The sequence below is a fragment of the Labrys sp. ALF-8 genome (assembly GCF_059699065.1).
The window spans coordinates 58,795-85,160 of the sequence record NZ_AP048539.1; the positions used below are offsets into that span (position 1 = coordinate 58,795).

Below are 26,366 nucleotides of genomic sequence, written 5' to 3' on the forward strand. Positions count from 1 at the left end.
TGCGGGCTAGGGCCGCTTGCCCTTCTGAAAAATTGGCTACTACATCGAGTTTGAATTCCGTGCCTACCGCCTTTTACGCCAGGATTAATTTGATTATCCAGCGCGGTCATCCGCCGAGCTTCACTCGAAAACTGGCTAGCCAATCCCGGGCCATGGCCGAGTAGGGCGCATGGGGCTCAGCCATCGCTGTCATTTCGTTAAGCAGTCGCTCGCGCAGTAGTCGCAAACGTGCGGGAACCCGCTCGATTCCTCGCTTTCGAGATGGTGGGAGGCTATCGACTTTTTCGGCGATCTCCGTGACCTCCAACACCATATCAGCCAGAAGTTCAAGCTGTCGCAGTAACCTTGTGCGATCCTGAACCAGTCCGAGGCGGTTCAATCCGTAAACTTGGATTGAGGCGTTTCCACGCGAATCCACCGTCGCAGCATCAACCGCGTGAGCGATTGCCGGTACACCGCCGCCGTCGATCGCAAAGGAAAGGAATTCCTCCGGTTTGTCGACGCACGGATTTATAAGTAGCGCCTGTTCCCGCCCGAAATCGACCTCTTCGTTCACAAGCCGGATGCCTGCCGAGGCCAGAGGAAAGCTGTCCTTCTTTCCTGCTTGCGCGCCTTGGAAGTTTCGGACGTCCTTTCCGAACCGCCACAGTTCTTCCAACGTGGTAGCGTTGGAGACGACTTTCTGTTTGCGCTTGCGATTGCAGTCGATGCAGCTTGGCAGGAGGTTCTCGAAGCGCATCGCGAGCCACCAGTAACCTGGATGATTTTCCTCCTCGGCAACAGCACCTTTTGGGCGGTAATGTTCAATATCAACCGGTGCGCTCGCAGAATAGAACGTCTCGCAGTAGGCACATTTCCCGTGGAAGAGCTTTTCGAGTGCCTGTTTGATCACTTCCGTCTTGTAGACTTTGAATTCAAAGGCATCAGGCTTCTGCTTGTAGGAAGCAAGTTCAGCATCGGCTTTTGCAAGCACCTCAGCGCTGACCGTGACATTGCTTCGATTGACATATCTCATCCGGCGACCCCCTGCAGGATTGCCAGAATTTCGTCCTTGGTTTCCTTGCGCAACGTTCTTAACCGAGCTTCCGATGCGGTCCGTCTATCTCGTAGGAACGTCGCTATCGCCTCCTGGACGAGGCGATGTGCTTCCGAAAGGCCAACCGGCAATGCCTGATTGATATCATCGTCAAACGCAGCCAACGTCCGAGCCTCGTCTGCTCGAAGAACTTCGCCGCGTCGGCGTTTGGCCAAGATGTCCCCCAAGGCTGCGTATCTTCCTTCGATCTCAGGCGCGTCTGCCGAATAGAGCTGAAAGAAGTCCGAGGTAAGAAGTTGTTCGACTGTAAGCTCTGACGTCTTCGGTAACTTCGAGAGCCGCTCGACGAACACAGGAAGCTGACTCACTTTCTCAGCAGGTCCTCCCGCATCGCGTCCAGCCCGCTGCAGGACCATAACCTCATCATCTCCCATGCTACGCAAGCACAGAGGATCATGAGTGGTCGTGATGAAGGTCACGTTCGGAAGCGCCAAACGAAGGCCACGCATAATTCCCATCTTCCACCGGGGATGCAGATGAGCTTCTACCTCATCGATTAAAACCACTGCGCTCGCCTGCGCCAAGGTCTCAATCTTGCCGCTTACGCGTTCGTCAAGAAGCCCCTGAAATATGTCGCATACGGTCGCGAGGACTGTGCGAAAGCCCGACGAGGCGACCTCCAGAGGGGTCAGATTGAACTGCTCTTCGTTAGATTTGCCGGCGAGAGCGGTGACGATGTAGCAGCGCCCTTGTTTCTGATCACGCCTGATAACCTCAAATTCGCCCTCGATGCTCAACACATGTCTCAGCTGCCGCACCACCATCGCAAACGTCGCCGGGTCCAGGCTGAGCAACCATTTTTCCGGGTTTGACAGGACCTCGTCGGACCGCATCAGGTTTTTGATATACTTCGCCGGCGTATAGCTGCGCTGCCTGCGGAGATAGTGTCGGAAGGCTCCGTAGGCGAAAACCGGTGGCAGGAGCGACTGCTCGATCCTGGACCTTATATCAAAGCCGCCACGGTCGATGCTCAGAACGTGAACCGTTTCGTCCTTAAAATGAAGCTCGACCACCGCCTCATCCGGCGGAGCCTGCTTGGGCGCGCCCATATAGCTTGGGTTGAGAACGTAATCGTTGGCTGCGAGCGCAAGCTCCTCTCGTGCCGCGTCAGTCGCCAGCGCCAAAGCCACCGCCTCAAGGATTGAGCTCTTGCCCGCAGCGTTCTCCCCGAGAATGAGCAGCGACGGCGAAAAGAACGTTGGTCCATCGAACTGCCACCCGCTTTCGGGTAACTCGAATTCAAGGCTTTCCAAAGCCTTGAAATTCCGCAGGGTGACTTTGCGCAAGCGTGCCTTTCCGGTGCGCCCGATAGGGCCTGCAAATTCAGCCTCGACGCCATATTGGTCGGCTTCGCGTAATGCCTCGATCGCGGCGGAGAACACGAGGAGAGCATCCGCACGGCTCTGCAAGCGCCTTATGAAGCGCCTAATACGCGTCATAGAGAGCGGCTGCGTCGGGCCGCCGCCAGACCCGATGGTCATGCAGATGCGACGCAGAAGTAGAAACCAGGTGCCGCCAAATTCGAGACTTCCGAAATCGACCAAGGGATCGATATCGTCAGGCCGGCCCCGATCCAGCAAGTCGCGAAGCTGCGCTATCAAATCGTCAAAGAGTGCGGCACGTTGTGTGACCCGTTCCGGTCTATTCAGATTGAAATGTGATATCGTCTCCTGTGCGATGCGATTTTTGTGGTGTATCACGCCGGACAGTTGAACACTAAAAAACGGAATGAAGTCCTTTTTCTCGCAAGGGTCGATCAACAAAGCGTTTTCTGTAGGAGGATAAGTCGGCCAAAGTCCGGTCGCATCTATCACGAATCGATCGAGCTCCTCCGCCTTCGGCAAAGGGCATCGACGGCCGGCGACCGGGAAATGACTCAGCTGCGCGCGCTCCTCGGGAACGCAACTCAAGCAGATCGGGTAGATGTTCTGCCACGCATCCGCCAACCACGCGTAGTAGAGATGATTATTGACGTTTGATGTCTCCACGGGCGTTGCTTCGGACGTTGGCCGGAAGCGGTAAGGTCTCGTGTCGGTGCGAGCCTCGCAGAACGCGCATTTTTTTTGAAACAGACGATCGAGAGCACCTCGCACGTTCGCCTCTTCCAAAGACAGAAAGTTGCGGGGCGCGAAAGATTGAGACAACTTCTCGCCGTTGAAATCGAAGAGAGTGCGCAACCACTGGCGATTGTTATCGGCGATGGCGCTCGTGAAAACAGCCGGTGGCGGCACTGACAACCGATTAAAGTATTGCATGGACTCCCCCGAATGTAGAGCCGGAATAACAAGAAGCTTTGATCTCGAACACGTGGAAATTCGGTTCGAATTTGCTCCCGCCCGAGACAATTTGGATTTTGCTTGACAGCACCCTCGATACGATCAAATACTGAATATATTTCAAGTTTCGGGTTTAGGCCACGCCGCCCAGTACTGCTCTGACTCTCGGAAATCATGCCCAGTTGGGTGGGCATCGCCATCTTAGCTGCTGATAATCAAAATAGCACGGTGTAGAGCCGGGCCCACCCTGCAGGTTAAGTCCTAATCCTTGCAATGGCGGTGGTGGAAGTCTTGCACTCAACTGATAATCGTGATGCATTTGTGTCAACGCGGCTATCATCTTTGTCTCTGGAGTCGAAGACGCCGACAATTTGAGCGCTACAAGGTGGTGAGTATGATTACCGCACGGTACCGTTTTGATATATTGGATATCTTGGATCACCTTGAGGTCAATTTTGGTCCAGTGCTCACACGTCGTCGGCAGTGCGTATTCCAGCGCGGTTTCATCTCCGTTTATTGGCCTGATTAAGCCCACCAACTGTACAGATTTACCCGCAAGATCGAGCTTTGAAAATAGGTCCGTCGAGGTTTTTGGTTTCACCGAAGTGGTCTCCGTCTTTTCATTTGACGGGGTACAGAATTAACATAACTTCGTTTGCTAGGTTACATGAAAATTAAAATCGGCTGAGCACTGCCAGCACTTGGGGACAAATCAGATGCGGTTCTTTGAATCAGGTGCGTCCTTACCTTACTGTGTCTTACTTTCTTTACCTTGTATAATGGCAATTTCAGGGTGCACCATCGCTGATCAGTTCGGATCTCGCGCGTCGATTTATAATCGAGAGGTGGCCGAAACTACGAGCAATACGGTTTTGACCAATATTTTGCGTTCTGCCTATAGAAAGCCATTGCAATTTACATCTTTACAAAGCGTAACCGGATCAGCATCTGTTAATGCGGGAATTCAATCTAGCTTGCCCGCGTTTCCCGGTCCCGGAGATACGACACGTACCGGAACGTTGAGTCCTTCTATATCCGCGCAGGGCGGGCCCACCTTCCAAGTCGCCAACCAAAATAATCTAGAATTCTACAATGGAATCAAAGCGCCCATTTCAGCTCAGTTGATGGCATCCTACATAGCCGACGGGTACAACGCTCATGTTCTTTACCCGCTTCTTTTTAATGACATTGAGATCGATGCCGGTGGCGATGTAGTGCATATTTCAAATTCGGGCAATTCTCCAGCCGAGTTCGCAGGATTTTACTCAGCGGTTAATCAGCTTCTCGATGCTGGCCTAACTGTTGAGCAGACAAGTCAGGAGGCTCAGATCGGCGCGACTATGTCTGCGGCCGAAGTGAAGCAGCCCGAATTTTTGGGACGCTATCTGCAAGCGAGCGCTCAAGCTACCAAGCCATTACCAGTCCCCAAGCCCCTTCCCAACTCACAAGGCAAATTGTTTGGCCTAATCAAGTCCGGTAGCAGCTATCGATTTTGTTTTGACGGGAGGATACGTCAACATAACCCATACCCTGGGATCGATTACACTGTAGGCCCCACCAAGATCCAAGGTTTCTCATTCCCGTTAGCAAAGGCTAACAACGAACCAATAATCGGCGGTCTAATTAAGGTTACGCCGTCAGACATGTGCGGAGGGAAGGCTGCTGCACGCGACGAAGGCAAGCTGACGCAGAACATGCGCATTCGGCCTCGCTCCGTTGAAGGAGTGTTTCGGTTTCTAGGTAATATCGCTCGAAGAGAGCTTGAATCGCCCCACAGCGCTGCTGACTTTGCGGTTCCTGGGGGTAAAGCTCCCTTCGGTCTGTTTCGTGTTGCCAGGGGCGGCGCAGACAGGCATGGGATACAGACCGAGTTCGAAGGTGACACTTACTCGATTAAGGCAGATCCTACTGGCTATGATGGTTCTTCTGAAGTTATACAGATACTAGTTTCCCTTATCGCCTTGAACAGCTCGTCAAAGGATTTACCAACACAAACGTTAATTGCAGTTGGCAGCGGCGGTTGACAGCACCTTCCCTGTTTGAGCAATGGGCGTCTCAGTCAACTCGCTTCAAGCCTGGCGTCGCTCACCTCCCAGCGCGAGCAGAAGCTGACGGAGCAGGCGCGGATCGGCGAGACCATCGAGACGCAGAGGTCGCTAATCGCAACGCTGCAGGACCGCGTCACCATGCGCTCCACCGCCGCCGCCAAGCAGGCTGACACCAGGTCGAGCGTGATCGACGCCGCCGAGACCCTGAAGTACCAGGTGACGCAGCTCGCCGTGCAGCAGGGCCAGATGTCGGATGCCCTGGCCGGCGCCGGCGTGCTGGAAAAGGAGATCGACAAGACGACGCAGAGCTTCGTCAGCGATAACGCCCAGAAGCTCGGCAATGCCGAGCGCCAGATCGACGACCTCATCCAGAAGCTCGCCAAGGCCACGGCCGAGCGGGAGCATAAGACCATCCTCGCCCCGATCTCCGGGACCATCCAGACCTCGGTGATCACCAATGTCGGCCAGGTCGTCACCGTCGGCCAGGAGGTGATGCGCATCGTACCGGATGATTCAAAGCTGGAGCTGCAGGTCTATGTCCTCAACGCCGACATCGGCTTCGTTAAGGCGGGCCAGGAGGCAGTGGTGAAGATCCAGTCCTTCCCCTTCACCCGCTACGGCACCATCACCGCCAGGGTCACCAATATGGCCAGGTATAGCGTGCAGCTTTGGCCCATCCTGCAGGACATCCATCAACTGCGCGCCACCTACGGGGAGAGGGCAGGAACCTTCCTGTCCAACGCCGGCGTGCTGCAGGTCTTTGGCGTCGGCGCCGCACGGTCTCATAGGAAACGACGATGCCGCGCTCCAGCAGCGTCTCCTCCACCTGGCGCAGGCTCAGGGGAAACTGAAAATACAGCCACACCGTATGAGCGATGATCGCAGGCGGAAACCGGTGACGCTTGTAGCTAACGGATGGCTGGCTCATGCGAGCCCATCTACACCGATTGCCACCACGCCGCGGTCAACGTGACAACGCCGATGCTCGATGTCGCGGCAGCTTAGGCAAAAGCGAAGATAAAGCCAGACCGCATACTGAATAACCGTAGGCGGAAAACGATGGCGAGCGTAAGAACTGGACGTCAAACCTCCACGTTACGTGCGCCCAGACGTTTGCGTGACAATGCCCTCGCGGGACCAGATTGCCGATCTTCCCAAAGATCGCTTTATCGGGGCCAAACTGTGTAGCCCCGAAGCGCGAGCGCCCTATACCTATGGCACCATGAGAATTCCACGACAGGAGAAAGAAACCACCTCCGATTGTACCATTATCCCTAATACTACCACCTCTTGCATCCCCGTGACTTGAGCGTGACATAGATTGCAGGTGAGTGGACGGGTCGCCTTAAAAAAAACTAGAGGTCCCTAATGCTCGTTGACGTTCAGAAACAAATCTGCAAACATTGTGGCAACTTAGGGGCATGCAAAAAAATTAACGGATTACCGTGAGTGTCGACAGTATATATTAAGAAGGTATCCATTCCATCTTCGCTCAAAAATGCATCCGTGCTTCGTTTCATTTCATCGCTTACGCTCATAGCCCTATTCTGTTCAGTATAAAGGTATGGTTAGCTCTCGCGAAGCTCCGAGGCAATCCGCCTAGCGCAACCGAAGGCTCTTCGCGTTGCGTATTGAAAATACGCGAACTTAATATATACAATATTTCTTGGTACTATACCAGGGTAAGGAGAACCCACTGTCACGTTTTTATTCAGCACATTCACCGCCACTGGGACTATATACCGCACGATATGCTACGATTTCTCAAACCTGTCATTTGAAGCAGCGTGTACTGATCTTGATTCACACCCGGGGGAACCTAGAGATCGGCAGTAGGAAAAGAGACTCTCTCTGATCTCAAGGCTAACGGTGACACTTTCACGGCGGCAAAAGCAAATATCCGCACTATCCATGAACGAAATCACACAGCAGAGCTTTAGAAATGACAATGAAATTATCTGGAAAAGAAAGCATAGACAAGTACTTGGTGAGCCTTGTGTGTAATTCTGATGAATTTAAAATGGGTCCGGCGGGAGGGCGTCCTGAAATTGGCATAAGTTATTACTATACAGACAAGAATTATAGTTTCTTTTTGCTCGTAGATGTACAGAGTACTAAGTTTAACAAAAGTGGATATGTCATGAGTATAGTAGACCTCTCAGACAAACCACCATTCAGTGAGAATAATTACGCATGCGTGCTACCTACGGCTGCTGCCGATATGGAAGATATTAAAAGAAACGTTTATGCGTATTTCTCTAAATATCCATGCCTAACTATATTTGTGATATTTAAAGATATGGACCAAATGCCCCTATCTTCCATTGAATTTAACTGGCACTTGGGGCAATAAGATGGCTTCCGTTTCGTCTCTGACTGTTAGTGAAGCCGTTTCGCAGGCGATGTCAGCTACTTCGCTGGCTGAAATCGACGCTATCGCGGCAAAGCTGAGTGCGGCCCCGAGCGGGCCAGGAGCCGTATTGTACAGCGGTCGAGTACCCGGCGTAAATGTCAGTGCCCTGGTCAGCGGAATATCACAGCAGACTGGTTATTCCGTTATTGACAATACAGACAGGGCGAAATTTCTTTCTGAAATTCAGGCTACGGTCGAATCTAAGTTTGGGAAGCTTGGGCTAGATCATCTTTATGACGCAGTAAATGGACCATGGGCCGTCGCGTCAAGAGAGTTTGCTAGCTCTGTATCGGGCGAAATTATTACGATAACACCAAATGCATCGATAGATAGAACTTTCGCACAGGTTGAAGTTCCTTCGTTATTAAATAATCCTAAAGTTAATAGTGTAAACGGCATTCCACGCAGTGATTTGGTGGGAATAAGTAACGCTTCCGGTATAACTGCAGTTGTAGGAGCGCTAAATGACGCCTCCAAGTCCGCTTTAGGTACAAATGGTATATATAGTGCCGGCTCGCTCTACGCGCTGACTGAGGAAGGTCTTTCACGATTTGGAATTACTGACGCCGCCGCAATCGGGGCGGTCCGCACGCTGAGCAGCACAATGAAGGCTCTCGGGGTCGCAGGAACTATCCTTGGTGTCCTGACTACAACTGCTACGGCGGCGGATCAGGTTCATAAGGGAGACTATGCAGGCGCCGCTACAACTGTAGCCGAATTTGGAGGTGGGCTGGCTGGCGGGATTGCGGGGGCTGCTGCGGCGGTTGGTGAATTCGCGCCGTACGCCGCAGCATTAGCTGCAGGCGGTGGACCGTTAGGCATTCTTGCAGGCGGTGCTTTGGAGCTCGGAGCCGGCCTGGTTGGGGGCCTGGTTGGGAGCGGCATTGGAGAAGAAATCGTTGATGTTGCTGCAAGCGTTCTGCGCGAGCAGGCCTCAAATGGGCATAGCACACCGGTAGGTTCCGGCGACGGAGGCACTCATGGAGGCCAAAACCAATCTACTGGAAAGGGCGTCGGAGGCACGGGTACCGCTTCACAACAACAGGGGAGTGGCCAAACTCAACAAAGCGGCGGGACTGGTGGTGGAAGTCGGACGCCTGGACAAGGCACAGGGAACGGCGGAGGCGGCCAAGGGCAGGCAACAAGCGGGCCTGGCGGCGCTCCTGCCAACCAAGACCCTGGACATGGGGCCTGGAAGGATGGTGTGGGTCCGACGCACCCCGCCCATCAGTACGCTGGTACTGCAGCCAATTCCACCGACGATGCGCAAACTGATGGGAACCTCGTGGGTATGCGGGTTCACAATGACGATGGCGAACCGGGAAATTATGGACCGAATTATGGAAAAAAGGGAACAATTGTAGCAAATGACGCTGAGAGAAACATTTATACCATACGATATGATGACGGCACGTTAGACTATGTAAGCGACTATCAGGTTGCGGGCTCGTGGGCCAATACTACGCCGAATGGGTATGTACACCTTCTTTCCGAGGTCAATCCACCTCAATGCTTTCCACCTGGAACTCCGATAACTCTTCCAAATGGCGGTTCCATCCCAATCGAGAGACTATCGCCCGGGGACCATGTAATTGCTTATGACTCTGGCGATGGAAGCAACCAGGATCTCTTGCTTGTCAAGAAAATCGTCCGAGTATTTTCAAATATTACGAACGAATGGCTTATTCTTTCTAATGGAATCATTGTTACGCCAGGACATTATTTTCTAAACGAGCATGGAAAGTTTGAGCAAATCAAGACACTCGTGGAGCGTGGCGGTAGCATCGTAACGGCGGAGGGCCGGCTTGAGACGGTATCTGGTGCACGAATCCATTACTCCGAAGAGACGCATCATCTCTATGAGGAGGCCGAGCAAGTATACTATCCCTCAGTCCGTGGAGTTGCGCTCGAGCCTTTAACTAAGCGCGGATGGCGAACCTATAACTTCGAGGTTGAGGAACTTCATACCTACATCGCTGGCGGATATCGAGTGCATAACGACTCCGTTGCCGATCTAGAAGGCTACATGGCGCAATTTAACGGAGCGAATTACGGCTCAGCCTTTTCGGCGATGATGGCAGATCCGAATGAGGGGCCGCCTGCTACACAATTGGCTTCGTGGACATTGGCCGGACAAGTCGATCCGAATGCGGTGGAGGATCTGAGTGCGATATCGGATCCTGCAGTTCGCTCCAGGTTTGCAAATGCTCAGGCCGCGCTTGGCGCGCAGATTCCAGCCCAATTTATGACGCCAGTCACGGAGCCTTCATTAAGCGTGGGCGATGTTGTCAATGGGATTGCCGGTTCTGTTGAAGGATTGGTGAGTGGCATAGTTGGGGGGCTCGCGCAGCTCGCGAAGGGAATACTAAGCGGCGAGCCTCTTACATATACCACTGCGGATACTCATCCAGCGGTTGGAAAGCAAGGTGGCGATCCGATCAACTCAAGGACGGGTGCAGGTTATCGAGATGCATACGGAGTGTATCATAACACCTACGACGAAGCTCTAGCGGCAAGCCAGAACGACGCAGCGGGCTCGAAAGGACGATTCGATCCATCCGGATCAAATCCAGCCGCCGGCGATGGTGGCGCGCTGGCTCACGCGTTGGGCCTCCCTGGTCCGGCTGATACCAACACCGGGTACGGATATGGCGGCGGTTCTAACGGCGGCCCGGGCGGAAGCAGCGGCGGCTCCGCCGGAAGCTCAAGTAGCAGCAATAGTTCTTCAAACGGCGCAGGTGGGCGCCCGAGTGCCTCGAGCGGCAATAATGGCGGCAGTAAGCCGGTCATACTGGACCTTGACGGGAATGGCCTGAGCGTGACGCCCTTGTCGGCTTCCACCCAGTTCATCGACATGGAAGGGGATGGCTACCAGTCACGCACTGCCTGGGCGGGTGCGGGCGATGGTGTGCTAGTACTGGATCTCGACAATAATGGTCAGATCTCATCGCAGAACGAATTTATCTTCACCAATTGGGATTCTAGTGCGACGTCCGACCTCCAGGCATTAAAAGATGTATTCGACACCAATCATGATGGCAAACTTGATGCGGGGGATGCCGATTGGTCGAAATTCAAGGTCATGGTCAATGGCCAAATGGTATCTCTGTCATCGCTCGGTATCACCTCGATCGACCTGACCCCAGCCGGCAGCGGGGAAGTTTTCAGCGACGGGTCGGCGATTAGCGGCGTGACGACCTATACCAAGTCCGACGGTTCCACGGGGCAAGTTGGCGATGCCACGCTGTCGACGGACAGCAATGGTTATAAGCTCCATCAGAGCCAGACCGTCAACACGGATGGATCAGTGAAGACTGACATCAAAGCAAATAATGCCGATGGGTCCGAGGCGTTTGAGAACCTTGTGACCGTCAGCGCTGATGGTCTTTCTAAAACCATTGAATATGACGACAATGGCGATGGCGTCTTCGATCGTGTTCAGACAGACAATATCGTTGCCAACAGTGATGGTTCCTCAACCGAGTCACTCAGCAATTTCAATGCCGATGGATCGTTGCAGAATCGCACCACAACTACGACCAGCGCTGATACCAAGACAGTAACGACGCTGGTCGACCAGAATGGCGATGGTATCTGGGATCAGTCCGAAGTCTTCCTGACCAATGCCGATCATTCCAGTTCCACTACCATCAAGAGCCTTGCTCCTAATGGTACCGCAATCAGTCAGACGCAGGTGGTCACGAGCGCCGATGGGCTGACCAAGACGATCAAGACGGATAATACTGGGTCGGGGACATTTGATCAGATCACTATCGATGCTACCGTTATCAATGGCGACGGCAGCCGGACCGAAACGGTGACAGACACGGGTCACGACGGCACCATACTCGGTACGACTGTGACGACGACCAGCAGCGATAGCCGTTCGAAAACCGCGCAGGTGGACCACACTGGCTCCGGCACCTTCGATCTCGTGACCATTTCTTCTGTCGTCGTGAATGCGGACAATTCCGTAACGACCACCTCGCAAGAAAAAAACGGCGACGGTTCGCTGAGAGATGAGAGTGTCGCCACCATCAGTGCAGACGGGCTTTCGAAGACAGTCTCGATAGACGTCGATGGGGATGCAAGTTTCGATGACGTTTCTTCGGACGTGACGGTAGTTGCCGTTGGCGGCGGCCGAACCGAGACGCAGAGCGACAGGAGCGGCAACGGCACGCTGCTCGACCAGAGCGTCACGGTGACGAGCGCCGATCAAAAGACGATCACGACGACGATCGATGCCAACGGTGACGGGGCGACGGACGCGGTCAAGACCATCGTGGTGAATGCCGACGGTTCGAGCACGACCACGGTGTCCGACTATGCGTCCAACGGCACGCTGATAGACCGTACCCTCACCACCACCTCCGCCAACGGTCTTTCCAAGACGGTGAAGACGGACGTCAATGGCGACGGCACCTATGACGACGTCACGAGCGATGCCATTGTCCTCAATGCTGACGGCTCGAGCACGGAGACGGTGACGGACACCAGTGCCAACGGCACGCTGGTCGGCAAGAGCATCATCACCACCAGCGCCAACGGCCTGACGCAGGTCGAGCAGGACGACCTGGACGGGAATGGCACGATCGACCTGACGACGACGGATGCGATCGTGCTGAACACCGACGGCAGCCGGGTGGAGACGGTATCGACGGCCAGTGGCAATGGCACTTTGTTGTCGAAGACGGTGACCACCGATAGTGCCGATCGTCTGACCACGACGGTGGCCATCGACGCGAACGGCGACGGGCATGTCGACGAGACCCGGGTCGCGGTTCTCAACGCGGATGGCTCGACCACCACCACCGTGACCGACACGGCGATCAACGGCACCGTGTATGGCAAGAGCCTCACCACGACCAGCGCCGATGGACTGAGCACGACGACACAGAAGGACGCCAATGGCGACGGCACCTATGACGGCTCGAGTAGCGACGTCCTGGTGCTGAATGCCGACGGCTCGCAGACCGAGACCCGGAGCGTTCAATCCGGCAACGGCACCTTGATGAGCAGGAGCGTGACCACGACCAGCGGCAACGGGCTGTCCGTCACCCGGCAGCTGGATACCGACGGCGACGGCAGCTTCGACGGCAAGACCACGGATGTGATCGTCCTCAACGCCGACGGCTCTCGGACCGAGACGATCTCGAACTACAATGGTGCGGGCACCACCCTCATCAATCGAACGATCACCACGACATCGGCCAATGGTCTGGCGAAGACCACTTCGAGGGATATCGACGGCAACGATACGATCGACCAGGTATCGTTGGACGTCGTTGTCATCGCCGCCGACGGTTCGAACGCCGAGACGCAGAGCGACAGGAGCGGCAACGGCACGCTGCTCGACCAGAGCGTCACGGTGACGAGCGCCGATCAAAAGACGATCACGACGACGATCGATGCCAACGGTGACGGGGCGACGGACGCGGTCAAGACCATCGTGGTGAATGCCGACGGTTCGAGCACGACCACGGTGTCCGACTATGCGTCCAACGGCACGCTGATAGACCGTACCCTCACCACCACCTCCGCCAACGGTCTTTCCAAGACGGTGAAGACGGACGTCAATGGCGACGGCACCTATGACGACGTCACGAGCGATGCCATTGTCCTCAATGCTGACGGCTCGAGCACGGAGACGGTGACGGACACCAGTGCCAACGGCACGCTGGTCGGCAAGAGCATCATCACCACCAGCGCCAACGGCCTGACGCAGGTCGAGCAGGACGACCTGGACGGGAATGGCACGATCGACCTGACGACGACGGATGCGATCGTGCTGAACACCGACGGCAGCCGGGTGGAGACGGTGTCGACGGCCAGTGGCAATGGCACTTTGTTGTCGAAGACGGTGACCACCGATAGTGCCGATCGTCTGACCACGACGGTGGCCATCGACGCGAACGGCGACGGGCATGTCGACGAGACCCGGGTCGCGGTTCTCAACGCGGATGGCTCGACCACCACCACCGTGACCGACACGGCGATCAACGGCACCGTGTATGGCAAGAGCCTCACCACGACCAGCGCCGATGGACTGAGCACGACGACACAGAAGGACGCCAATGGCGACGGCACCTATGACGGCTCGAGTAGCGACGTCCTGGTGCTGAATGCCGACGGCTCGCAGACCGAGACCCGGAGCGTTCAATCCGGCAACGGCACCTTGATGAGCAGGAGCGTGACCACGACCAGCGGCAACGGGCTGTCCGTCACCCGGCAGCTGGATACCGACGGCGACGGCAGCTTCGACGGCAAGACCACGGATGTGATCGTCCTCAACGCCGACGGCTCTCGGACCGAGACGATCTCGAACTACAATGGTGCGGGCACCACCCTCATCAATCGAACGATCACCACGACATCGGCCAATGGTCTGGCGAAGACCACTTCGAGGGATATCGACGGCAACGATACGATCGACCAGGTATCGTTGGACGTCGTTGTCATCGCCGCCGACGGTTCGAACGCCGAGACGCAGAGCGACAGGAGCGGCAACGGCACGCTGCTCGACCAGAGCGTCACGGTGACGAGCGCCGATCAAAAGACGATCACGACGACGATCGATGCCAACGGTGACGGGGCGACGGACGCGGTCAAGACCATCGTGGTGAATGCCGACGGTTCGAGCACGACCACGGTGTCCGACTATGCGTCCAACGGCACGCTGATAGACCGTACCCTCACCACCACCTCCGCCAACGGTCTTTCCAAGACGGTGAAGACGGACGTCAATGGCGACGGCACCTATGACGACGTCACGAGCGATGCCATTGTCCTCAATGCTGACGGCTCGAGCACGGAGACGGTGACGGACACCAGTGCCAACGGCACGCTGGTCGGCAAGAGCATCATCACCACCAGCGCCAACGGCCTGACGCAGGTCGAGCAGGACGACCTGGACGGGAATGGCACGATCGACCTGACGACGACGGATGCGATCGTGCTGAACACCGACGGCAGCCGGGTGGAGACGGTGTCGACGGCCAGTGGCAATGGCACTTTGTTGTCGAAGACGGTGACCACCGATAGTGCCGATCGTCTGACCACGACGGTGGCCATCGACGCGAACGGCGACGGGCATGTCGACGAGACCCGGGTCGCGGTTCTCAACGCGGATGGCTCGACCACCACCACCGTGACCGACACGGCGATCAACGGCACCGTGTATGGCAAGAGCCTCACCACGACCAGCGCCGATGGACTGAGCACGACGACACAGAAGGACGCCAATGGCGACGGCACCTATGACGGCTCGAGTAGCGACGTCCTGGTGCTGAATGCCGACGGCTCGCAGACCGAGACCCGGAGCGTTCAATCCGGCAACGGCACCTTGATGAGCAGGAGCGTGACCACGACCAGCGGCAACGGGCTGTCCGTCACCCGGCAGCTGGATACCGACGGCGACGGCAGCTTCGACGGCAAGACCACGGATGTGATCGTCCTCAACGCCGACGGCTCTCGGACCGAGACGATCTCGAACTACAATGGTGCGGGCACCACCCTCATCAATCGAACGATCACCACGACATCGGCCAATGGTCTGGCGAAGACCGTTCTAACCGATATTGACGGTGATGGCACAGCCGATCAGGTCACTGGCGACGCCGTAACCATCAATGCCGATGGGTCAAGCGTCGAGACAAAGACGGCAAGCGACGCAAACGGCGCTATTGTCGCTAAGAGTGTGACGACGACGTCCGCGGATCGCAGAACAGTGACGACGAATACCGACCTCGATGGCAATGGGATCGCCGACATCACCTCGACCGCTGTGCTGAACGCCGATGGATCCACCACCGTGACGACCTCAGCCTTTGACGGAACCGGCACGTTGAACTCCAGATCAGTGAGTACAGCCAGTGCGAACGGGTTGTCGATTTCGCTTCAGAGCGATGTTGACGGCGACGGGACAATGGACCTGTCGACGACTATTCTCAAAGCTATCAACGCCGACGGCTCAACAACGCAATCGGTCGCTGAATACGATGGCTCCTCGACGCTCAAGAACAAGGTGATAACAGCAACAAACGGCAACGGACTTTCGTCCACCACAACGTGGGACAACAACGGTGATGGAACCGTTGACCGGACCGAGACTGACGCCAAAACCTTGAATGCCGATGGTTCGACGACAAGAATGGTAACCAACACAGGGAGCCAAGCCAACAAGACGACGACCACCGTCAGCGCAAACGCGCTGACCACGACGATCACGAAAGATATCGACGGCAACGGGACGGTTGATCAAACCATCCTGCGTCAAGTCAATACGGACGGCTCAACAACCATTTCATCAATGGACGGCACGGTTAGATCGGCCTCCGGCCGCAGCTATGGTGCCACTGACGGACAGTACGAAATCGACAGCGCAGATGGCCTCTCGAAGACCATTCAGTACGACAGCGATGGCAATGGCCTGGCCGAAACGCAAACGTCTGATGTGACCGTCATCGACGCAGATGGCTCTCAAGTTGAGACGTTGACTGTCTCCGCTCTATCCGGCGGTGTCGCGACCTCCGCCAGCCCAGCATACACCGTGACCCGGAAGGACCAGGAAGTCATCACCACCAGTGCCAATGGTCTCATCAAGACGATGCAGTACGACCTGACGGGTGGTGGCACCCTCGGCGAGACGATAAGCGACCAGACGATCCTCAACGCAGATGGATCCAAGACAGAGACAGTCACAGAAACAAATGCAGGAATGCAAACCGATCGCTATGTCGAGACCAAGAGCGGTAACGGTTTGAGTATTAGCAAACAATGGTATTTCGGTAGTGCGACAACGCCGAGCGAAACCCTGACCGACATCATAGCGGTCAGTTCGGACGGCTCGACGACAGAGACCGTATCGAGCCACAGGGCCGATGGCTCTCTGCTGTCTACTACTGTTAAAACCACGAGTGCGGATGGCCGGACGGTCTCTGTCCAACAGGACACCACTGGCTCAGGGAGCGTGACCCAGGGCAGCACGACCAGGACCTCGACACTTGCAGATGGCTCCAAGGTTATTGCCGTTGACGATTTCAATGGTGACGGCAGCCTGAAGGACGCGGTGGCCACTAGCATCAGTGCAGATGGACTTACGACGACCATCAAGCGCGACGCCAATGGCGACGGGATCAATGACCAGACGGAGACCATTACGAAATCCGTCGATGGAAGTTCGACCGACGTCGTAACGAGCTACGCGCCTGATGGCGTGATGGTCAGTCAGATGACGAGTTCGGTGAGTTCGAATGGTCTGGTTACCAAGATCAATTGGGATCTCGATGGTGACGGAACCACGGATAGGTCGAGAACGATTACCGACAAGCATAATGCCGACGGCTCTACCCAGGAAACAGTTGCGGAGACCTACTTCGACAACCCCGCAACCGCGTACTTTTCGGGCCTTTACACTGGCGCATCCGCGACATATCGAGCTCCACCCGTAACGACGACTGTCAGTGCCGACGGTCGAAAGGTGACATCCACACAGTCATTCTCGCAAACGGTTGACGTTCCCTCGACCGAGCGTACGGGGGTCCATGGTGAGCAGGAGGGATATCCTGAGCACTATGTCACCGAAACCGGCACCCGAACCACGACGACAACCTACAATATCGACGGTTCTTCCACGACCACCTTATCCAATATTGTGACCACAAGCGGCTATGACTCCGTGGCGGGCGGTACCCTTTCTGGAAGCATCGATCTCAGACCGCAATTCACGGACCAGGCGGGGGCGGTCCTCTGGATCTCGCCGGTGCAGACGGGAACGACCAAGCTGGCGGCCAAGCTGAAGATCACCACCAGCGCGGACGGCCTGTCGAGCACCGTTCAAGCCGACTACGACGGCAATGGCACCTACGAACATACCGAAGCCTGGCAAACCCAGATCGACGGTTCGAAAGTGGCGACAATTCAGGACGTGAACGCCAGCGGAGCCGTTATTGCATCCGGTACGGAAACCGTTAGCCTGGACGGCCTGACCACGACTTTGAGGGAAGATACCGATCACAACGGGACCATCGATCATATCGATGCCGCGATCACCCATGTGGACGGCAGCATCACGCGAACGACCACCGACTACAACGCTGATGGGTCGCTCAAGCAAACCAAGGTCACACAGGTAAGTGCGAACGGGCAGTCGACGGCGACCGTCAAAACACTTCCTGCGACGACGACTGGGGCCATGCCGACATCCAACGCCTCCTTTAAAGGAGATGGCATGATGGCGGTTGCCAGCGGCTCCAATGACACCGCTACCGTGACCGGCGATAACAACGTGCTCGCGCTCGACCACGGTACGGATACGGCGACCGTTACCGGCAAGGGCAACACTTTCAGTCTTGGCGACGCGGTAACCCTGAGCATCAGCGGAGGCACCAACAATGTCGTCAACGTCAGCGGTGTAGCGGACGCAATCACGGCAAACTTTGCGACAATCAATGTCGCCAGCGGACTGAGCGCCACTGTGACGGGCGCCTCGAACAAAGTGAGTGTCTCGGGGGCTGGAGCCGTGACGACGACGGGCGCCAGCAATACGGTGACCGCGGAGAACGACGGTGCGACGGTCACGATGATCGGAGCGAGCGGCGGCAAGGCAACGATAACCAATGGCACCTTGATCCTTGGCGCGAATACGGCGGTCGCATTGACCGGTTCCGGCAATGCCATCAGCGAAGTGGGTGGCGATTCCCTGACCGGGACAGGCACGGGAGGCACGCTTGATGTCAGCGGCGCTGGCAACACAGCGACCTTGTCCTCCGCCGCCGTTACGGTCGAGAACGCAGGGGTCCTCACATTGACCGGAACCAACGATGCCGTGCAGGTAAAGGGCAGCGGCAAGGTGACGATCTCAAGTGCGACCAACACCGTTGATCTTGTCGGTAGCAACGGCACGGTCACGGTGACAGGCGGTGGTGCCACGGTCACTGTAGAGGATGGCGCAGGCGGCTCCATCAGCGACGCCAATGGAACCATCGGTATCGGCAGCAACGCCACGCTCACCGTGTCGGGCACCGGCGCCACCATCAATGTCACTGGCACCGGCAACGTCCTATCGGCGAGCTCCGAGACGATCAACGTCGCGGCCGGTGCCAGCGTGACGGTGACGGGAGCCAGCAACACCATCAACATCACTGGTGACGGTTCAGCGACGTCGTCGGGCAATTCCGATCACGTTACAGTGGTCGGTGATGGAGCTATCGTCACCATTGCCAGCGGCACCAGCGATACGGTCCTCGTCTCCAATGGTACCCTTATCCTGGGGGCCTCGGTCACTCTCACAGAGGCCGGCTCCAACGATGCCCTGGTCGAGAATACCAACGACACGATCACCGGTACCGGCACGGGCTATACATTGGATGTCATCGGCGTCGGCAACAAGGCGACGCTCTCCAATGCCGCGGTGACGGTGGAAACCGGCGGCGTGCTGACGCTTACCGGAACGGGCGATACCGTGACCGTTAACGGCGCCGGCAAAGTCACGGTTTCCAGCGCGACCGACACGATCGACATGACGGGTGCCGGTGAGACCGTAACGGTTACGGGTGGCGGTGGCACGATTACCGTGGAAGATGGGGCGGGCGGCACGATCACCGATGCCAATGGCAACATCGCTGTCGGCAGTAACGCTGTACTGACCGTCTCCGGTACCGCAACCACGCTCAACGTCAGCGGGACGGGCAATGCCATGTCGGTGGGCTCGGCAACCATCAACCTCGGCGCCGGGGCGGGAACTTCCGTAACCGGCGCCAGCAACTCCATCAATGTTGGCGATAATGCTTCGGTGACCGTCTCCGGCAATTCGAACCACGTGACCGCCACTGGCACTGGCGCCTCGGTGACGATCGCCAGCGGCGCCAGCGATACGGTCAATGTCTCGAATGGCACAGTCGCTCTTGGCGCGTCGGTAACCTTGACGGTAAACGGCTCCAACGATGCCTTGATCGAGGGCACAAGCGATACCTTGAGCGTGACGGGCTCCGGCTACACACTGGACGTGACCGGCACGGGTAACAAAGCCACCCTCTCAAATGCCGCGATAACGGTCGAGGATGGCGCCGTCCTGACACTAACCGGCGCGAACGACACCGTGACCGTGAAGGGTACCGGCAAGGTCACCGTATCGGACGACACCGATACGATCGACATGATGGGTGCAGGGGAAACAGTCACGGTCACCGGAGGCGGTGGCGAAGTGACCGTGGAAGATGGTGCAGGTGGCACCATCAGCGACGCCAATGGAACGATCGATGTCGGGAGCAACGCCACGCTCACCGTGTCGGGCACCGGCGCCACGATCAATGTCACTGGCACCGGCAACGTCATTTCGGCAAGCTCCGAAACGATCAATGTCGCGGCCGGCGCCAGCGTGACGGTGACGGGAGCCAGCAACACCATCAACATCACCGGTGACGGTTCAGCGACGTCGTCGGGCAATTCCGATCACGTCACAGTGGTCGGTGATGGAGCTATCGTCACCATTGCCAGCGGCACCAGCGATACGGTCCTCGTCTCCAACGGTACCCTTATCCTGGGGGCATCGGTCACTCTCACGGAGGCCGGCTCCAACGATGCCCTGGTCGAGAATACCAACGACACGATCACCGGTACCGGCACGGGCTATACATTGGATGTCATCGGCGCCGGCAACAAGGCGACGCTTTCCAATGCCGCGGTGACGGTAGAAACCGGCGGTGTGCTGACGCTTACCGGAACGGGCGATACCGTGACCGTTAACGGCGTCGGCAAAGTCACGGTTTCCAGCGCGACCGACACGATCGACATGACGGGTGCCGGTGAGAGTGTCACTGTCACTGGCGGTGGCGGCGCCGTCAAGGTCGAAGAGGGTGCCGGCGGCACGATCAGCGATGCCAATGGCACCATCAACATGGGAGGAAGCTCGACACTGACGGTGTCAGGGGCAGGCACCACCCTCAACGTCAGCGGGACCGGCGACACCGTCACCGCCAGTTCCGCGTCGATCCACCTTGGCGACAACGAGACGTTCTCCACGACGGCTAGCAGCAGCTCCAATACGTATTATCTGGGGGCGAACGACACCGTGAACTCGCCCAGTATCTACGGAGATACCTTCGTCTTCCAACCCAGTTTCGGGCACGAGACGATCAATGGCTACACCGCACAAGCCGGCTTTGGAACGACCGCTGACCAGATCAAAATCGACCATACAGTCTTCGCCGACTGGGCCACGCTGCTTTCCCATACCACACAGTCGGGCAGCGACGTGATCATCACGGCTGATGCCAATGACACCATCACCCTGAAGAACACGACGGTGGCCAGCCTGCAACAGGCCAACTTCCACTTCACCTGATCACATCGGTAAGCCTCAGGGCAGCATTGCTGCCCTGAGGCAGAGATTGCATCCCCATTGATTTCAACCTCGTCCCAAGATTGCCACTCCCGTGACTCAGCAGCTCAATTTCCTGGCCGATCTCGGTCTGCACGAAACTCCCTCTGCCCCTGGTAATAACGAACCCCAGCCGGCCGCCAATGGCGCTGACCAGCCAGGCCATGTCTTCGGTTTTATGCAGCCGTTTGTTTACACGCCGGCTCCTGTCAGTACGCCCAACGCGGACTCATCGCCGGCAAAATTCTTCTGGGACTCCCTCAAAGGCGCCGTCTTCGCATCACCGCCCGCCACGAGCGAGCCCGCCCAGCACCTCTTCGACAGCTGGATCACCTGGTTGGCCCACTGGACACAGGCGGGAAGTGCAACGATCGAGCCTCATCCCGGGAACCAGTTCGGCGATCATCCGCTGGCGTCCAATGGCATCGACACCAGAACCCATGGCGGCTGGAACTGACCTGGCGCTTCTGGCTGACAAGAACGCCCGATTTCCGAGTAATCATGAACAGCTCCGCTTCCGCCGCCCCTCCGACCGATCCGCCCGATTCCGGCCTGCGGGCGCTCTGCGGTATCGCGGCCTTCTACCGCATCGCATCCGATCCCAAGCATCTCGCCAAGGAATTGGCGATCACCGATCATTTGGCCACGGAGCGCGATCTCGTCCGCGCCGCGGCGATGATCGGCCTCAAGGCGCGAGTGGTCACAAGGGTGACGGCCAAACGCATCGAGACCATCCCGGTGCCCGCCATCGTCAGGGTGGCGGACGGCTCCTTCCATGTCTTCGGCGGCAAGAACCCCAATGGCCGCTTCCGCCTCGTCGATCCCATCACGCGCGCCGATCGGGAGCTCACCCTGGATGCGCTGTTGCGCGAGATCGGCGGCCAGGTTGTGCTGGTCGGACGGCGCCTGCGCGGAGCGGGTTCGGATCCCCGCAGCTTCGGGCTTGGATGGTTCCTCCCTTCGATCTGGCGCTACCGCAAGCCGCTCGCCCATGTCCTTCTCGCTTCCCTCTTCGTGCAGATCTTCGCTCTCGTCACGCCGCTGTTCTTCCAGGTCGTGGTCGACAAGGTGCTCACCCACAAGGGCTACTCGACCCTGTTCGTGCTGGTCGCCGGCATCGCCCTGATCGGCATCTTCGACGTGGTGCTGCAATATCTGCGCAGCTACGCTCTCTCGCATACGACGAACCGCATCGATGTCGAGCTCGGCCAGAAGCTCTTCCATCATCTCCTGCGCCTGCCGCTCGGCTATTTCGAGACACGCTCTGCCGGCCAGACCGTGGCACGGGTGCGGGAGTTGGAGACCATTCGCGCCTTCCTGACCGGGCAGGGGCTGTTTTCAGCCATCGACCTCGTCTTCACCATCGTCTTTATCGCCGTGCTCTGGGCTTATTCCTGGAAGCTTACCCTCATCGTCGTGGGCTCGATCCCGCTCTATATTCTCATTGCCGTGCTGGTGCGCCCGTCCCTGCGCGAGATGATCAAGGAGAAGTTCAACCGCGGCGCCGTCAGCCAGCAATTCCTGGTGGAGGCCATCGTCGGCATCCACACGGTGAAGGCCGGCGCGGTCGAACCGGTGATGCAGGCCCAATGGGCCGAGCGGCTCGCTTCCTATGTACGCACCGCCTTCGATGCCACCATGCTCTCGGCCGGCGGGCAGAACGCCATCCAGTACGTCTCAAAGCTCTCCACCGCCCTGCTGTTGCTGTTCGGCGCCAAGGCAGTGATCGATGGTGAGCTTTCAGTCGGGGCGCTTGTCGCCTTCAACATGATCGCCGGTCAGGTCACGGCACCCGTGCTGCGCCTTTCCCAGCTCTGGCAGGACTTCCAGCAGGTGCAGATCTCGATGGACCGGCTCGGCGACATCCTCAACACGCCCATGGAGCGGGCGCCGCAGACCAGCCTGGTACTACCACCGCCGCGCGGCTTGATCGAACTCAGACAAGTTACCTTCCGCTATCGGCCCGGCGCACCCGAGGTGCTCAAGGGCGTGTCGCTGGCGATCCAGCCAGGAGAGGTCATCGGCATCGTCGGCGCCTCGGGTTCGGGCAAGTCGACGTTGACCAAGCTGATCCAGCGCCTCTACCTGCCCGAGGAGGGCCAGGTGCTCCTCGACGGCGCCGATCTCAGCCAGGTGGATCCCGCCTGGCTGCGCAGCCAGATCGGCGTGGTGCTGCAGGAAAATCTCCTGTTCAATCGCACCATCCACGACAACATCGCCTTTGCCAATCCGGCGCTGCCGCGTGCGAACGTCATCGCCATTGCGAGGCTCGCCGGTGCCGACGAGTTCATCGCCAAGCTCCCGGCCGGCTATGACACCATCATCGAGGAGCGCGGCGCCAATCTCTCAGGTGGCCAGCGCCAGCGCATCGCCATTGCAAGAGCGCTTGCCACCAATCCCCCCATCCTGATCTTCGACGAGGCGACCTCGGCGCTCGACTATGAGAGCGAGCGGGTGATCCAGACCAATATGCGGGAGATCGTCAAGGGACGCACGGTTGTTATCATCGCTCATCGCCTCGCCGCGGTCAGGCCCTGCCACCGCATCGTCGGCATGGCTGAGGGCCGTATCGTCGAGATCGGCAGCCATGCCGAGCTGCTGGCCAAGCCGGACGGGGTCTACGCCCGTCTATGGGCGCTGCAGAACGACCAGGCGAGCGCCGCATGAACGTCCAGGCACCGCCGCCCTCCGGCACTCCCATTCCGCCGCCACGCCGGCTGAAGCCCCGGCGCTCGGACCAGGAGTTCCTGGCTCCGGCCCTGGAGATCCTGGAGACCCCGCCTTCCCCCATCCGCATGGCGTTGATCCTGGTGATCTGCGCCTTCGTCACCGTATCGCTGGTGTGGGCCTATGTCGGGCGCATCGACATCATCGCCTCCGCCCAGGGCAAGTTCGAGCCTACGGGCAAGGTCAAGATCATCCAGCCCCTCGAGACTGGAAAGGTCAAGACGCTGCCACCGCGCGATGGCAGCCATGTCAATGAAGGCGACGTCCTGCTCGAACTCAACGACGATGAGGAGATTGCCGATGAGGTCAATTTTGCCAGGAGCCTTGCTTCGTACAAAGCCGAGGTGGCGCGCCGGTGGGTCGCGATCAAGGCAGCCCATGACCGAGTTCTCATGCCTCCACCAGCCATTGCCTGGGACGAGGATGTCGACATTCTCCTGCGTCAGCGCGAGCAACACATTCTCGATAGCGATCTGACCAGTCTCTCCGCCAACCTCGCATCACTCCATGCCCAACTTCAGGGCAAGCTGATTGCGCGCGATCGCTTTGCAGCCACCATCGACAGTCAGAAATCGCTTATCTCCACGCTGCAGGAACGCGTCACCATGCGCGAGACCGCCCAGGCCAAGCAAGCGGAAACCAAGGCCAGCGTCATCGATGCCACCGAGACGTTGAAGTATCAGGTCACCCAGCTCGCCATTCAGCAGGGCGAATTCGCGGACGCCAAAGCGGGCGCTGCCGTGCTCGAGCGCGAGATCGACAAGACGGTCGAGAGCTTCGTATCGGACTATGCGACAAAGCTGGGCGATGCGGAGCGGCAGGTCGACGACCTCACGCAGAAACTGGCCAAAGCAACAGCGGAGCGCAGGCGCAAGACCATTCTCAGTCCGATCTCCGGCATCATCCAGGCGTCCGTCATCACGACCCCTGGTCAGGTTGTGACCGCGAGCGAAGAAGTTATGCGGATCGTGCCGGACGGATCTCAGCTGGAGTTACGGGTCTATGTGCGAAACACCGACATCGGCTTTGTGAGGGCAGGGCAAGAGGCAGTCGTCAAAATCGAATCCTTCCCCTTCACGCGATACGGCACCATCGCCGCAAAGGTCACGAACGTCGCGACGGACGCCATCCCCGAGCCCGACGCCAGCCAGCTCGAAGGCAATCCAGCCGCGCAGATCAGCACGTCAACTTTCGCGGGTGCCGAGCGGATGCAGAATCTGGTGTTCCCGGTGACGTTGGTGCCGGACAAAACTGTCATGAGCGCCGATGGTCATGAGGTGGCACTAACACCCGGCATGGCGGCGACAGTCGAGATCAAAACCGACAGCCGCAGAATCCTCGAATACGTGTTCTCGCCCATCGTCGAGGTTACGAGCGACGCAATGAAGGAAAGATAGTTGCGTCAGTCCGAAGGAACCCTACCGAGCGCCTGCGTCGCACACATTTGGCATCGACGAGAACGAGACCGGTTTATGATATTCTCAGACTTTGAAAAGAAATGGAAAGTGGTTAAATGCCGAAAAAAGCTGGCCGTTTCCTCGTTGCTTTCTGCAGTCTGTCGTGTGAGCATTAGCAACTAATGTTTTTTGCTTCACGTAATATATACGCCATGCCTTTACCATACTAAGTTCGATTTGAGCATCGGATGATTGACCAAAAAGATCCGCAGGCGAAAACTGACGAACCACCTCGTACCCGCTCTGTCGAGAGCAGCAGCATCCGCATACACTGGGAAACCTTCAGTGATGATATGCGCGCTGAAAGATCGCGACGGGGCCTGACCCTTCGAGAATTCTCAAAGGTTACTGGGGTTCATTACAGCACTCTGTCGCGCCTGGAGACTGCGTACGCGCCCTGCAATGCGGAAGCCTTTATGGCTTTAGCAATCGAAATGGGTAGGGATCCTCGAGACTACATCTTCCCAAAACCCAAGAATTTCCGTTCATCCCGCGTCGTTCGGCAACACAAACCCGCGAGTAGCTAGTCGCCTGCTTGACGAACCGATAAAAGCTCAGCCGGGGCGAAGTACATGAAAGCAATGGCCATGCGCTCAAGCTCGACGGCCGCCAATGCGGTGGATGCTCAGTGCCCGCCGGAAACGGAGCCACATTTCACCATTCGTGAGAGCGCCGCCGCAGGCGCGAATAGACGCAGTGCGGTTTCTGAGAGGGCCTACGCTTCGATGGCCCGCGCGTCACGCTGCCGTAACGCAGGGCCCTGCTAAATCATTGGTGGCTGAGATCAGAGGCAGCACGTTTCGGAGGGATGCATGGTCAAGGTTCTTTGAGAGACGTTCTCGGCTTGGATCGACACGCAGTCGGCGTGCCAAGAAGCTGATCGCTAAGGGATCAGTCGAATGTCCGAAGGGAGGATGGATCGTCTCACTCACGAGAGCCAACCCTTAGGGATCAACCCGCTGATTGACATC

At 57.5% G+C, this 26,366-nt stretch carries 9 protein-coding genes and 2 pseudogenes; 8 read left to right on the top strand and 3 right to left on the bottom strand.

The genetic code is table 11. The annotated features are described in order from the left end of the window. Positions 1-106: 106 nt before the first annotated feature. Together AC6H34_RS29975 and AC6H34_RS29980 are read right to left on the bottom strand one after the other, a co-directional pair. Positions 107-1,015 carry an HNH endonuclease family protein gene (locus AC6H34_RS29975; RefSeq protein ID WP_497541337.1) on the bottom strand — a complete coding sequence of 303 codons (909 nt, stop codon included), beginning with the start codon at positions 1,013-1,015 and terminating at the stop codon, positions 107-109. Then, positions 1,012-3,351 carry an AAA family ATPase gene (locus AC6H34_RS29980; protein WP_497541338.1) on the bottom strand — a complete coding sequence of 780 codons (2,340 nt, stop codon included), beginning with the start codon at positions 3,349-3,351 and terminating at the stop codon, positions 1,012-1,014. The genes AC6H34_RS29975 and AC6H34_RS29980 overlap by 4 nt, the downstream gene beginning before the upstream one ends. A gap of 737 nt (positions 3,352-4,088) precedes the next feature. Between AC6H34_RS29980 and AC6H34_RS29985 the strand changes: the two genes are divergently transcribed. Both AC6H34_RS29985 and AC6H34_RS29990 read left to right on the top strand, forming a co-directional pair. Continuing rightward, positions 4,089-5,396, top strand: coding sequence for a hypothetical protein (locus tag AC6H34_RS29985; protein ID WP_497541339.1), 1,308 nt, complete (start codon positions 4,089-4,091; stop codon positions 5,394-5,396). A 516-nt stretch (positions 5,397-5,912) separates the two neighbouring features. After that, positions 5,913-6,137 (top strand): annotated as a pseudogene (locus tag AC6H34_RS29990) (beta-barrel domain-containing protein); the annotation flags it as partial. A 52-nt stretch (positions 6,138-6,189) separates the two neighbouring features. Here the strand turns inward: AC6H34_RS29990 and AC6H34_RS29995 are convergent. Further along, positions 6,190-6,348: pseudogene (locus tag AC6H34_RS29995) on the bottom strand (IS6 family transposase); the annotation flags it as partial. 2,465 nt (positions 6,349-8,813) lie between these two features. Here AC6H34_RS29995 and AC6H34_RS30000 point away from each other — a divergent pair. From AC6H34_RS30000 to AC6H34_RS30025, 6 genes are all read left to right on the top strand, one after another. Then, positions 8,814-9,197 carry a hypothetical protein gene (locus AC6H34_RS30000; protein ID WP_497541340.1) on the top strand — a complete coding sequence of 128 codons (384 nt, stop codon included), beginning with the start codon at positions 8,814-8,816 and terminating at the stop codon, positions 9,195-9,197. A 266-nt stretch (positions 9,198-9,463) separates the two neighbouring features. Then, entirely contained in the window at positions 9,464-21,175 is an 11,712-nt protein-coding gene (locus AC6H34_RS30005; RefSeq protein WP_497541341.1) for a beta strand repeat-containing protein, read from the top strand. A gap of 91 nt (positions 21,176-21,266) precedes the next feature. Continuing rightward, entirely contained in the window at positions 21,267-21,668 is a 402-nt protein-coding gene (locus tag AC6H34_RS30010; RefSeq protein WP_497541342.1) for a hypothetical protein, read from the top strand. 44 nt (positions 21,669-21,712) lie between these two features. Further along, a complete protein-coding gene (locus tag AC6H34_RS30015; protein WP_497541343.1) occupies positions 21,713-23,878 on the top strand; it encodes a type I secretion system permease/ATPase in 2,166 nt (721 codons plus the stop codon). Between the two features lie 128 nt (positions 23,879-24,006). Next, positions 24,007-25,335, top strand: a complete 1,329-nt coding sequence (locus AC6H34_RS30020; RefSeq protein WP_497541345.1) for an HlyD family type I secretion periplasmic adaptor subunit — start codon at positions 24,007-24,009, stop codon at positions 25,333-25,335. A gap of 353 nt (positions 25,336-25,688) precedes the next feature. After that, positions 25,689-25,922, top strand: coding sequence for a helix-turn-helix domain-containing protein (locus AC6H34_RS30025; RefSeq protein ID WP_497541346.1), 234 nt, complete (start codon positions 25,689-25,691; stop codon positions 25,920-25,922). Positions 25,923-26,366: the final 444 nt, after the last annotated feature.